This window comes from Galactobacillus timonensis, assembly GCF_900240265.1.
Classification (GTDB): Bacteria; Bacillota_I; Bacilli_A; order Erysipelotrichales; family Erysipelotrichaceae; genus Bulleidia; species Bulleidia timonensis.
In genome coordinates this window covers 69,010-81,156 of sequence record NZ_LT964739.1, presented here as the reverse complement: position 1 = coordinate 81,156, position 12,147 = coordinate 69,010, and the positions used below count along the sequence as shown (strand labels likewise).

The following is a 12,147-nucleotide window of genomic DNA, read 5'->3' as shown; positions in this document are numbered from 1 at the left end:
TCATGGCAAAACATACGACTGCACCAACACCGCACAACAGCGCCAAAGTAGGAGACATTGCTGAGACTGTGCTTCTTCCGGGCGATCCGCTGCGTGCAAAGTATATCGCGGAGCACTTCCTGGAGAATCCGGTTCAGTTCAACTCGGTACGCAATATGTTCGGTTACACGGGTACCTATCACGGCAAGCGTGTTTCCGTTATGGGAACCGGCATGGGCTGCCCTTCCATGGGAATCTACAGCTGGGAGCTGATTCATATCTACGGCTGCAAGAATCTGATCCGCATCGGAACGGCCGGTACGCTGCAACCCTATGTTCATGTACGTGACGTTGTCTTCGGCCAGGGCTCCTGCACCACCAGCAACTATCCGGCGCTGCAGGGAGTGCCCGGAACATTCGCTCCGATCTGCAGCTATGAGCTGCTGGAGAAGGCGGTTGCCAAGGCGAAGGAAATGGGCCTGCACTATCACGTAGGAAATATTCTTTCTTCCGATGTGTTCTATGGTGAAGATCTGCCGCATGCCAAGACGTTTGCGGACATGGGTGTTCTGGCGGCGGAAATGGAATCGGCAGCTCTCTATACCAATGCGGCAGCCGGCGGTGCCAGAGCACTGTGCATTCTGACGATTTCTGATGGACCGGATGAAGTAACCACTGCCGAAGAGCGTGAGACATCATTCACGCAAATGATGGAAGTGGCGCTGTCCCTCGCCTGATCGCTGGAGAGAAAGTCTATGGTGAGACCTTTTCTGATTGACTGTGATACGGGTACGGATGATGCCATCGCACTTGCGGCGGCGTTCGGATGCCCGGAAATTGAAGTGAAGGCAATCACTTCGGTAAATGGCAATGTTGCGGAGAAATACGTCTGCCAGAACAATCTGGACATGGCGGAATATCTTGGCTACAGCGGCCCCGTATGCAGGGGCGCGGTGAAGCCGTTTCATGGCTCTCTTCATTTTTCGGACGGGACCCATGGCAGAACGGGGCTGGGCGATGTAGTGCTGCCGCAGGCGAAGATGAAGCAGTTCGATCCGCGTCTGGCGCCGGAGATGATCCATGACGCCGCTGTCGCAGAGAAGGGGAATCTTGAGATTCTGGCCACGGGGCCGATGACCAATCTTGGCATTGCGCTTCTGCTGTATCCGGATCTTCCTTCCCTGATCCGTCATATCTGGTTTATGGGCGGCGCCGTCTATGGTGGCAACGTGACGACGACGGCCGAATTCAACATCTGGGTGGATCCGGAAGCGGCACAGGTTGTCATGCAAAGCGGCATCCCGCTGACGATGGTTGGCCTGGATGTAACACTGAAGGCATGCATGGATCCGGAAGATGAAGCTGAGCTGCGAAAGGATGGCGGCAGGGCATCGCTTCTGACGGCGGATCTGCTGGATTTCATGTTCCAAAGGCACAGGGCGGGCGGCGAAGCGGCCTTGATGCATGATGCGCTGGCCCTGGCGGCAGCGGTCTGTCCCGGGTGCCTGCAGACGGAAGACTATTACGTCAACGTTGAATGCGAAGGGACATATACTCGCGGTCATACGGCGGCGGATGTGCGTCATCGCAGCGGGAAGCCGGCCAATGTTTCGGCGGCGATGAAGCTGGATGTAGAAATGTTCCGGCACTGGCTTGTGCAGGCGGTGAAGAACAGTCGGGCACAATGAAATGAAGCGGGATATCGTTCGGGACAGAAAATTCTATCGGATGATTGCGGCACTGGCCGTGCCCATCATGCTGCAGGATCTGCTTCGGATCAGCGTGGATACGTTCAACAGTATTCTGCTGGGAAGCTATGACCAGCTGCAGATGGCTGCCCTGAGTCAGGCGAATCAGGTGTTTTTCATCTACTATACGGTTGTCAACGGATTTGCCGTAGGTGCAGGGGTTCTGGCGGCGCAGTATTGGGGCCGCAAGGATATGGATTCGATCCGCAGGGTGCTGGCGGCCGGTCTCAAGGCTGCGTTTCTGATCGGATTGATTGCGATGGCAGTTGTTCTCGTGTTTCCGCAGGCGGTGCTTGGCATCTACAGTTCGGATCCTGAACTGATCATGGCTGGCAGCGGATATCTGCGGATCTGTGCACTGATGTATCCGTTGTGCGGACTCAGCCTTATGTTCTTTGGCATCATGCGTTCCGTTGAACAGGTGCGGGTCATTCTTCTGACGAATGTCATTTCCTATTCGGTAAACATTCTGCTCAGCTGGGCATTGCTGCAGGGACATCTTGGACTGCCGGCGCTGGGCATCAACGGCATGGGACTGGCAACGGTCATTGCGCGGATTGTTGAGCTGTGTGTGATCGGAAACTTTGTTCTCAGAAAAGAAAAGAAAGTACAGTTCAGGGTCGGCGATCTGAAGCGCACGGATCCGGTGATTTCCGGCGATTTCCTGCATGCTTCGGCACCGATTGTCAGCCATGAGGTCATCTGGTCCCTGGGTACAAGTACTTCGAGCATGATTACGGGCCATTTGGGATCTTCGGTTGTGGCGGCCTACAGCGTTACCGTTGTTCTCTACAACCTTTGTGCAAGTGTCGGCAACGGCTATAACAATGCCTGTTCGGTCGTCATCGGCAAGACAATCGGTGAAAATGACCGGCGGATGGTCGAGAAGGAATCGAAGTCGATGCTGTGGGTAGGCCTGCTGATCGGGCTGCTGCTTTCAGCTGTTACATGGTTCGGGGCAGAACCTTTCCTTTCTCTTTACGCATTGGATGCTGAGACGCGGGACTATGCGTTACAATTCATGAAAGTATTCGTAGTGATCTGGCCGTTCTCGCTGCTGGAGATGACCGGTACCATTGCGATTCTAAGAGCCGGCGGTGACGGTAAGACCGGCTTCTATACGGATATCGTTGCCATGTGGATGACGACGATTCCGCTGGCAGCCTGCGGTGCATTCCTGTGGCACTGGGCTCCGGTTGTTGTCGTGAGCGTTATCAAGTTTGCAATTGTGATTGAGGCTATGGTTGGCGTGTTCCGGGTCCTGTCCATGAAGTGGATCCAGGATCTGACGAGGCATTGAAATTCAGGCTAAGTCCCTTCGCTAGCTGAAGGGCAATCATATCAAAGGAGGATATATGAAAAAGCTAGTTTCCATTCTCATGACAGCAGCAATGTCGCTGTCACTCGCTGCCTGCGGCGGAAGTTCTTCAGGCACGGACACATCTTCTTCCGGCAGCAGTGCTGCTGCGGACTCCGGGGAGTCCAAGGGGAAGATCGCCTACATCGTCGGCGCTCTCGGTGACAAGTCGTTCTCGGATTCCGGTGAAGCCGGAATGCAGATTCTGAAGAGCGAAGGCTGGGAAGAAAAGACTTTCGAGCTTGGCGATGCTTCGAAGGCTGACAAGTACGAAGACGGCATTCTCGATGCGATTGATCAGGGATATCAGTATATTCTCGGATCTTCAACCTACATGGAGATCATGGCAAAGCTTGCCGAAGAGTATCCGGATGTCAAGTTCGTCGGTTTCGATGAAAACTGGTCCGATGATCAGCTGCCGGACAATATGACCTGCATCTTCTATGCGCAGAATGAAGGTTCCTATCTCGTTGGCATGCTGGCAGCAGGCATGACGAAGACGGGAACGGTTGCGGTTGACGTCGGCGTTGAGAACCCGGTCATTAATGACTTCGTTACCGGTTTCGTCAACGGTGTCATGGATTACAACACGGCTCACGGAACAAGCGTCAAGGTTGTTAAGGCGGCGGTTGACTCTTGGACGGATCCGGCCAAGATGAAGGAGATCGTTCTCGATCAGGCCCGCAATAACAATGCGGATATCTTCTATCAGGTTGCCGGCGGTTCAGGTGATGGTCTGTTCGAAGCATGCACGGAGCTGAATGATGTGTGGGCAATCGGTGTCGATTCCGACCAGTATGCTATGTACAAGGATGGCGAGAACCCTGAAAAGGCAGATGTCATTCTTACTTCGATGCTGAAGGAAGTAGGCAACTCTCTGGTTTCCATCATGCATTCCATCGAGAACGGCGATGATTCGATGTGGGGTCATACGACGCACCTCGGTCTTGCGCAGGATTCGGTCGGTATCGTTGACAATGATTTCTATGAAGCAAATACGCCGGAAGATCTGAGAAACGAAATTTCGGAGGCTGCGGATAAGATTAAGAGCGGCGAGCTGACCGTCAAGAGCTACTTTGATTTTGAGAACGATACGGAATACAACGCGTATCTGGCAAACGTTCAGTAAGTAATTTTCTTTAGGGAAACCATTGCGTAAAAAAGCAGCGCCTCGGAAAGGCAGGGAAACCTGCCTGCCGGGCGTCGTGAACTCCTCATCATTTCCGGTAGTGTTATGAGGGGCTGACGACGTCCGGTCAGTGGCATTCTGCCTAACAGAGAATAATCGGAATGGATATTAGAATCGGGAGGATAAGCTCGTGACAGAAGTATTGCGGATGGAAAATATTACCAAGATCTATCCGAACGGATTCGTGGCCAACAAGGGTGTCACATTTTCCATTGAGGCAAATGAGATCCATGCGCTTGTCGGTGAAAACGGTGCCGGTAAAACAACCTTGATGAAGGTTCTCTTCGGAATGGAAGAGGCGCAGGAAGGAAAAATTTTCCTCAATGGGCAGCCTGTTAAGATCACGGACCCGCTGGATGCGATTGATAAGGGAATCGGCATGGTTCATCAGCACTTTATGCTGGTACCCTCGCTGACGGTTGCGGAAAACGTAACCCTCGGTGCGGAGCCGATGAAAAACGGTCTGTATGACTTTGATGAAGCCGTCAAGGCGACCCAGGAAATTGCAAAGAAGTACAACTTCAATGTGAGTGCGACGTCGAAGGTGCGGGACCTGAGTGTCGGACAGATGCAGAAGGTTGAGATTCTGAAGGCTCTTTACAAGGGTGCGAAGATTCTGATCCTTGATGAGCCGACGGCCGTTCTGACGCCGCAGGAAACGGAGGAGCTGTTTGAGCAGCTGTTCAAGCTGCGTGACAGCGGTGTTTCGGTCATCTTCATTTCCCATAAGCTGGAAGAAGTTCTTCGCATCAGCAATCATGTGACGGTGCTGCGTCATGGCCGGGGCATGGGAACCTATGATACGAAGGATCTGGATGAGGCCAAGATTTCGAAGCTCATTGTCGGCCGCGATGTCGTACTGACGCTGGACAAGGAAGATCCCAAGCCCGGAAAGCCGGTTGTTTCGATTCACAATCTGGTGAAGATCAACGACTTCGGTCAGCATGTTCTGGATGGCATTTCCTTCAATGTCGATGCCGGTGAAGTGGTCGGCATTGCCGGTGTTGAGGGCAACGGCCAGTCGGAACTGGCACAGGTACTTTCGGGACTGGGTGATTTCGCGGATGGCGAAGTCGATATTAACGGTACATCGATCAAGGGCAAAACGGTGCGTCAGATCCGTGATCTCGGTATGGCCTACATTCCGGAGGACCGGATGATCGAGGGTATTGCGGGCAATATGAGCATCAAGATGAACATCATGGCAGACCGCTTCACGAAAAAGGACTTCAAGAAGGGCATGTTCATGGATGATAAGAAGATTGATGAGATTGCGCGGCAGTATATCCAGGACTTTGAAATTGCCTGCGATGGTCCGGATCAGCCGGTGCGTATGCTGTCGGGCGGCAATATTCAGAAGGTCGTCGTTGCCCGTGAGTTTACGAGCGGTGCAAATTTCATTCTGGCATGTCAGCCGACGCGCGGCATTGATATCGGTACGGCGCAGATGATCCGCAAGACGATCATTCGCAAGGCGCGTGAGGAAAATACGGGTACGCTTCTGATTTCGGCGGACCTGAACGAGCTGCTTGGCTGCTCGGATCGTCTGCTGGTCATTCATAAGGGAAAGATCGTTGCGGCATTTGCCAAGGCGAGTGAGATTACCGAAGAGACGCTTGGTGAATACATGCTTGGAGTCAAGGAAATGACGCCGGCGCAGATGGAGGGCTTGTTATGAATAAGACACAGCGAATTGAAGCGGTAATGGAAGTGGTTCGCATTATTGTGGCCCTTGCGATTGCCTACGGTATTGCGCTGGTAATTCTGTTTCTTGTTTCGGATGAGCCGCTGTTCATCATTAAGCAGTTCATTCTGGGTCCGTTCTCTTCGCAGCGCCGTATTGGTTCCATCATCAATCTTGCGGTTCCATTTACGCTCTGCGGTCTGTCGATGTGCTTCATCTCAGCCGTCAATAAGTTCAACCTGATCGGTGAAAGTATCTTCATGCTGGCGGCTGCGATGGTTACCTGGGCAGGTCTGTCGCTGGCGGGAGCGAATCTTCCGGCGGCGGTCATGGTTCCGCTGATGTATGTGGTTGCGATTGTGACGGGCGTTGTTCTTGCATTCATTCCGGCGATCCTGGACCGGAAGTTCAATGCGAATGTCGTCGTTACGTCACTGATGCTCAACAGTGCGGTTGCTTATCTTGCGGTTTACATTCTTCGCTATAAGCTGCGTGATCCGAACATCTCCTACATGGGTTCCATGGAGATTCCGGAAAGCATCCAGCTTCCCAACATTCTTGGAAAGTTCCGGATTCAGAGCGGTGTCTTCGTTGCGATTGCGGCGGTGATCATTGTTGCCATCATCTTCTATAAGACTTCGTTTGGATGGAAGATGCGTCTTGTCGGCGCGAACCCGAAGTTCTCGCAGGCGGTCGGTCTGTCTTCGGTTGGCATTTCCTTTACGGCGCAGCTGGCTGGCGGTGCGCTTGCCGGCATTGGCGGTGCGACGGAAATGATGAGCAACTATACGCGTTTTCAGTGGACAGCGACGACGGGACACGGCTTCGATGGTCTGCTGGTTGCGGTTCTTGCGCGCAACAATCCGGTGCTGGTTCCGGTTGCGGCTCTGTTTCTTGCCTATATCCGTATCGGTGCCGATGTTGTAAATACGAGCGGCGATATTCCGATTGAGTTCGTTACGGTCATTCAGGGTATCATCATTCTTCTGGTTGCGGCTGAATCCTTCATGTCCGGCATGAAGAATCGTCTGATCTTCAAGGCTGCGGAGGAAGATGAGAAGGCCAAGTCTGCGGTTAAGTCTGACAGTGACAGTGCCTCGGCAGGGGTTAAGGCAGTTTCGACTGATACAGATACGGCGAAGAAGATAGCGGCTGTTGGAGATGATGGCGGCGGGACATCTTCGGATGAGACGAAAAAGGAGGATCCGTCCTTATGAGTATCGATTGGGTAGCGTTTGTTGCGGATGGAATCAAGATGGCGACGCCGATCATCTTTGCGGCTCTTGCCGCATTGATTACGGCGAAGGCCGGCATGTTCAACATGGGCACGGAAGGTATGATCCTTTGTGCCGCTCTTGGCGGTGTTATTGCGGCGCATTACGGCGGCTCGGTGTGGGCCGGTCTTCTCGGGGCGATTGTTACGGGTCTTGTGACGGGACTGTTCATTGCCTTTGCCAGTCTTACCGGTAAGACGGACCTGTATCTGACCTGTATTGCGTTCAACCTGATGGCCAGCGGCGGCACGGTATTTGTGATGTATCTGCTGACGGGCGAGAAGTCGACGACGGCCGGTACGATGCGCAGCTATCAGATTCCGACGGTGAATATTCCGCTGATTGAGAAGATCCCTGTTCTTGGAAGAATCATCTCGGGGCAGAGTTTGTTGACGTATATTTCGTTCCTGTGCGTGTTCCTGGTCTGGTTCATGCTGAAGAAGACGAGAATCGGTCTGCGGATTCGTGCGGTCGGTGAAAATCCGCATGCAGCGGAGTCGGTCGGTATTTCGGTCAATAAGATCGGCTACATTTCCTTTGCATTCTGCGGTGTGCTTTGCGGTCTGTGCGGGGCGTTCATGTCGCTGAGCTGGGTCACGTTCTTTATGAAGAACATGGTCAACGGCCGTGGTTATATCGGTCTTTCTGCCCAGAACATGGCGGGCGGAAATCCGGTCGGTACGATGTTCGCTTCGCTGATCTTCGGTTTCGCAGATACGCTCGGTACGACGATGAAGAGTCAGACGAACTTCCCGACCGAGTTCCTGAATATGATCCCGTATCTGGCTACGATCTTTGCGATCATTATTACGAGCATTATTTCCATCAATAAGAAGCGCAAGATTGAGCTTGGTCAGAAGAAAGCGGCAGCCAAAGCATAGTTTTTCATGGCAAAGCAGAAGATTATCATTGATTGCGATACGGGCAAGGATGATGCGATTGCCATCATGACAGCTGCCGGCAGTGCTGATCTTGAGCTGCTGGCGGTCACGACGGTGGCCGGCAACGTAGAAGTGTCTCTGACGACGGCGAACTCGCTGCGTGTTCTGGAATATCTGGGTCTGAATGTGCCGGTCTATGCGGGCTGTGATCGTCCGCTGGTACGTGATCAGATTCTTGCCAAGGCGGTCCATGGCAGAAACGGGCTGCTGAACCGGGACTTCGTGGAACTGACACGGTCGCCGGAAAAAGAACATGCCGTCAGTTATCTGATCCGTACGCTGATGGCAGGTGATGGCGATATCGTGGTCTGTGCTACGGGGCCGTTGACCAATCTTGCGATGGCTCTGCGTCTGGAGCCACGGATTGCGCAGAAGATTCAGAAGATTGTGCTGATGGGCGGTTCGGCCGGATTTGGCAATACGACGCCGGCGGCGGAATTCAACATTTACGCAGATCCGGAGGCGGCAGCCGTTGTGTATTCCTCGGGTGTTCCGATCGTGATGATGGGTCTGGATCTTACGGAGCAGACTGTTGTGGATGATTCGACGCTGAAGAGGCTGCGGGGGCTTGGCAACAGGGCAGGCAGTCTCTGTGTAGATATTCTGCAGGAACAGATTGACCAGCACGCCTATCAGGTTCATGTCCATGATGTGACGACGGTGATGTATGTCAGTGAGCCGCAACTGTTCTCTCTGAAGCCTGTCTATGCGGAGATTGATCTGTCGCACGGGCCGTGCTACGGGCGGACGGTATGTGATCTGAACAACAGGTATCATAAGGCGGCGAACATTGAAATCGGTCTGCAGCTGGATTGCGACCGGTTCTGGGCCGGTGTTGAGGAGCGCCTCAGTCATCTGGCCTGACATGTTGAAAGAAAGGGCGGTTCCATTAACGGGATCGCCCTTTTACTGATTCAGTCAATGATTGGAAGCGTGATGCGGAAGATGGTTTTCCATTCGCCATCCCGGGGGAGTAGTTCAATGGTTCCCCGGTGCATTTCGACGATGGTTCTGGCAATGGAGAGACCCAAGCCGCTGCCATGGGTGCCCCGCGAGGCGTCGCCGGTATAGAAGGGGTCGAAGATGTGCTTTGCCATTTCGGGCGGGATGCCGATGCCGCTGTCGGCGAGAGTAAGAACCGCCTGATGGTGTTCTTCATCGTTATTCAGATGGACCAGGATTTTTGTGCCTTTGGGGTTGTAGCGAAGGGCATTGGAGAGAATGTTTTCCAGGACGCGGTTGAAGTTGAGTACGTCCAGATTGACATAGACCGGAGTTTCGGGAAGGTCGGCTTCAAGTTCGAAGCCGGTAATGTTGAGCTCTTCATACTTTGCGGCGAAATATTCGCGGGTTACTTCGCAGAGATTTTCCTTCCGGAGATCAAGATGGAAGTCGGGGTGCGAAAGTTTGCTGTAGGTATGGAATGTGTTGATCAGATCGGCCAGGTTGTTGGATTTGAGATAGATCGTATGGAGATACTGCGGGATCTGATCCTGGGGAACGACGCCGTCATTGATCGCTTTGGCATATCCCTGAATGACTGTGATCGGCGTTTTCAGATCGTGGGAGATGTCGGTGATAAGCTTGGTTTGCTGTTCCTCGGCCCTGTTGCGCTGATCTTCAGCTTCTTCCAGGCGTCTGGACATGGTGTTAAAGCTTTCGGCGACCGTTTCCAGCTCGGCTGGTCCGTCGTAGCTGATGGTTGTGCCAAGGCTTCCGTTGGAAATATCCTGCATTGCGTTTGAGATCATTCGCATTGGCTTGCGGAACCAGCGGTAAAGGAACCAGACGAACAGGACCATGATCATGATATAGCCGGCGATCGTCATCGGCAGGGAGAGGCGGTAGATGGAGGCGGCATTCATTGCCTGGGGATCGATGCCGGTCCGTCCGACGATGGCAGTAAGCGAAGTTCCGTCGGAAAGGGTGATTGGTAATCTGAGCATCTGGTAGCTGTCATGGATACCTTCGATGTAGTCAAGCTGTGTGTCGGTATATGTTGTCAGATTTCCCGGCGTGGCGGTGTTGGCATAGACGACTGTATTGGTGGCGGTATCAATCTGGAAGATGCCTGATTCTTCAACGGAGTAATCGGTGCTGTCATTATTCGTGGTGTAGCGGAAGTTGGTGTATTCACGTATGTTCCGGCCGCTGTCATCGGTGTAGGAAACGGAGTAGGCGGACCAGGAGCTGTCGGGGATGCAGGCAATATCATCGAATGAAAAGGAAAGACCCGTGGGCATGTTTTTGGACCGGTAGAGGATTTCGGTGCCGTCAAGGACCGTGAACCAGGATCCGGTTCCGGCGAGGCGTTCGATATTGACGGAATCCCAGTTTCCGTTGGAGATGGTGTTTCTGATTTTCTGATCTGCGGCAAGATCCATGGATGGCATTGATCGGTTGGCAAGCGAATCAATGGTGCGGCTAATGCCGGCAGAGGCAGCCAGAACGATCACTGTGAAGAGGCCGTACTGCAGGATCAGGGTCCAGAAAATGCTGCGGTGTCTTTGTTTTTTATTCGTTTTCAAATTTATACCCCAGGCCGCGGACGGTCTTGATGAATTTCGGATTCTTCGGGTCGTCCTCAATCTTGTCACGGAGATTGGAGATATGGACCATGATGGTGTTGTCGTCGCTTTCAAAGTAGGATCCTGCGATGGCCTTGTACAGCTGCATCTTTGTAAAGACGGTTTCGTGAGAAGCCATCAGGATGGAGAGCAGTTTGAACTCGGTTGGTGTCAGGGCGATGCGCTCACCGTTTTTGGTCAGCGTCATCGTGCGCAGATTCAATACGAACGGGCCGCTGATATAGGTCTGCTGTTCTTTGCGGACATTGGCACCCAGCTGATAGTAGCGGCGCAGCTGTGACTTGATGCGGGCGATCAGTTCCATGGGATTGAAGGGCTTTGTGACATAGTCATCGGCGCCCAGATCGAGTCCACGGATCTTGTCCGTATCCATGTTCTTGGCGGATAGGATGATGATGGGAAGGTTGCTTGAGGAACGAAGTTCTTTGGTCACTTCATAGCCATCAAGCTTCGGCATCATGAGGTCGAGCACGGCCAGATCGATATGAAACGTTCTGGAGAGGCGCATCGCTTCTTCGCCGTCTTTGGCAAGCAGCGGTGTCCAGCCTTCGTTCTGAATATAGAGCGATACAAGCTGGCGGATATCTTCATCATCTTCGGCAATGAGAATCGTTACTGTGTTTTTTTCATCATTCATAGCTTCAGTGTATCCGATGATGGCTTCGGCTTGTCTAAAGGTTTCTTCAGCTACGCTCTGTTTGGGTGTTGAAAAAAGGGCGATCTAAATTTTTCTGGGGAGGCCTCGAAATCGAAGTGAAATAACCTGGGGTCTCGGGGCACCCCAAAAAGGTTTATCCGCCATGAAGCCGTCTGGTAAAACAGGCGGTTTTTCTTATGGAAACGAAAAGGAGACGGGCCCGTTAAGGCTGCGTCTCCAGCAGTTCTTCGTATTCGTCCAGAAACATCTCGCAACAGATGGCGATGTGGGCAAGCATCTCGTCTGTACTCAAGGCATACAGGATCCTGTTGTTCGTATGGTCGTGCTGCTTCAGCTCACTTTCAATGCCGCGCATTAATCGCTGCGCTGAGCGGCACATTCGGTTCAGGGAACGGATGCGGGGCTGCAGATATAGTTCTGCTTCTTTGCCATACAAACGGGCTCCTTCTGCCGTGATCCACACCTGGTCGTATGTTAATCCGTTTGTTGTCATTGCTTAACCTTCTTTGGCGGAATGACAGGGTTCAACAATGGCCGGGAGCTCTTCCTGAGCACATAGAGGCAGCGGTTGCGGAATCTGTCCCAGTTGGTATATCCGTTGGCTGCTTTTTTGATCGTCTTGATGATTGAGTTCCGGTTCTCCATCAATCCGTTATTCAGTTTTATGTCGGACACTACCACCTGGCCTGTGTCCTTATCGACTGTATGACGCTGCTTTACGACAATGAA

Annotated in this window: 12 protein-coding genes; 8 read left to right on the top strand and 4 right to left on the bottom strand. The window is 52.8% G+C overall.

Annotation, left to right across the window (positions count from 1 at the left end; genetic code table 11):
* The first annotated feature begins 2 nt into the window (after positions 1-2).
* The 8 genes from deoD (at position 3) to C1714_RS00435 (ending at position 9,036) form a co-directional block, all read left to right on the top strand.
* Positions 3-716 (top strand): purine-nucleoside phosphorylase, encoded by a 714-nt coding sequence (gene deoD / locus C1714_RS00470; RefSeq protein ID WP_102341349.1) that lies wholly within the window; start codon positions 3-5, stop codon positions 714-716.
* Positions 717-734: 18 nt separating this feature from the next.
* A complete protein-coding gene (locus C1714_RS00465) occupies positions 735-1,667 on the top strand; it encodes a nucleoside hydrolase (RefSeq protein WP_102341348.1) in 933 nt (310 codons plus the stop codon).
* Between the two features lies 1 nt (position 1,668).
* Complete coding sequence (locus C1714_RS00460) at positions 1,669-3,027, top strand: MATE family efflux transporter (RefSeq protein ID WP_102341347.1); 1,359 nt, start codon at positions 1,669-1,671, stop codon at positions 3,025-3,027.
* 55 nt (positions 3,028-3,082) lie between these two features.
* Positions 3,083-4,213 carry a BMP family lipoprotein gene (locus C1714_RS00455; protein WP_102341346.1) on the top strand — a complete coding sequence of 377 codons (1,131 nt, stop codon included), beginning with the start codon at positions 3,083-3,085 and terminating at the stop codon, positions 4,211-4,213.
* A 190-nt stretch (positions 4,214-4,403) separates the two neighbouring features.
* Positions 4,404-5,951: an ABC transporter ATP-binding protein gene (locus C1714_RS00450; RefSeq protein ID WP_245304966.1), complete on the top strand. Its 1,548-nt coding sequence runs from the start codon at positions 4,404-4,406 to the stop codon at positions 5,949-5,951.
* A complete protein-coding gene (locus tag C1714_RS00445; RefSeq protein WP_102341344.1) occupies positions 5,948-7,174 on the top strand; it encodes an ABC transporter permease in 1,227 nt (408 codons plus the stop codon). The genes C1714_RS00450 and C1714_RS00445 overlap by 4 nt, the downstream gene beginning before the upstream one ends.
* The gene (locus C1714_RS00440) at positions 7,171-8,112 is read left to right on the top strand and encodes an ABC transporter permease (protein ID WP_102341343.1); all 942 of its coding nucleotides are present in this window, start codon (positions 7,171-7,173) and stop codon (positions 8,110-8,112) included. Before C1714_RS00445 ends, C1714_RS00440 begins: the two co-directional genes overlap by 4 nt.
* A gap of 6 nt (positions 8,113-8,118) precedes the next feature.
* Entirely contained in the window at positions 8,119-9,036 is a 918-nt protein-coding gene (locus tag C1714_RS00435; RefSeq protein WP_102341342.1) for a nucleoside hydrolase, read from the top strand.
* Between the two features lie 50 nt (positions 9,037-9,086).
* Here C1714_RS00435 and C1714_RS00430 read toward each other — a convergent pair whose 3' ends face one another.
* From C1714_RS00430 to C1714_RS00415, 4 genes are all read right to left on the bottom strand, one after another.
* Positions 9,087-10,700 carry a HAMP domain-containing sensor histidine kinase gene (locus C1714_RS00430; RefSeq protein WP_102341341.1) on the bottom strand — a complete coding sequence of 538 codons (1,614 nt, stop codon included), beginning with the start codon at positions 10,698-10,700 and terminating at the stop codon, positions 9,087-9,089.
* A complete protein-coding gene (locus tag C1714_RS00425) occupies positions 10,687-11,397 on the bottom strand; it encodes a response regulator transcription factor (protein WP_102341340.1) in 711 nt (236 codons plus the stop codon). The genes C1714_RS00430 and C1714_RS00425 overlap by 14 nt, the downstream gene beginning before the upstream one ends.
* A 223-nt stretch (positions 11,398-11,620) precedes the next feature.
* Positions 11,621-11,911 (bottom strand): hypothetical protein, encoded by a 291-nt coding sequence (locus C1714_RS00420; protein WP_102341339.1) that lies wholly within the window; start codon positions 11,909-11,911, stop codon positions 11,621-11,623.
* Positions 11,908-12,147, bottom strand: a 240-nt coding sequence (locus tag C1714_RS00415) for a transposase (protein WP_210115214.1), incomplete at its 5' end; no start/stop codon positions are given. The genes C1714_RS00420 and C1714_RS00415, both read right to left, overlap by 4 nt.

Excerpts from the sequence above, each read along its gene's own strand:
- deoD (WP_102341349.1), top strand. The coding sequence starts at position 3 with ATGGCAAAACATACGACTGCACCAACACCGCACAACAGCGCCAAAGTA.
- C1714_RS00465 (WP_102341348.1), top strand. The coding sequence starts at position 735 with ATGGTGAGACCTTTTCTGATTGACTGTGATACGGGTACGGATGATGCC.
- C1714_RS00460 (WP_102341347.1), top strand. The coding sequence starts at position 1,669 with ATGAAGCGGGATATCGTTCGGGACAGAAAATTCTATCGGATGATTGCG.
- C1714_RS00455 (WP_102341346.1), top strand. The coding sequence starts at position 3,083 with ATGAAAAAGCTAGTTTCCATTCTCATGACAGCAGCAATGTCGCTGTCA.
- C1714_RS00445 (WP_102341344.1), top strand. The coding sequence starts at position 5,948 with ATGAATAAGACACAGCGAATTGAAGCGGTAATGGAAGTGGTTCGCATT.
- C1714_RS00440 (WP_102341343.1), top strand. The coding sequence starts at position 7,171 with ATGAGTATCGATTGGGTAGCGTTTGTTGCGGATGGAATCAAGATGGCG.
- C1714_RS00435 (WP_102341342.1), top strand. The coding sequence starts at position 8,119 with ATGGCAAAGCAGAAGATTATCATTGATTGCGATACGGGCAAGGATGAT.
- C1714_RS00425 (WP_102341340.1), bottom strand. The coding sequence starts at position 11,397 with ATGAATGATGAAAAAAACACAGTAACGATTCTCATTGCCGAAGATGAT.
- C1714_RS00420 (WP_102341339.1), bottom strand. The coding sequence starts at position 11,911 with ATGACAACAAACGGATTAACATACGACCAGGTGTGGATCACGGCAGAA.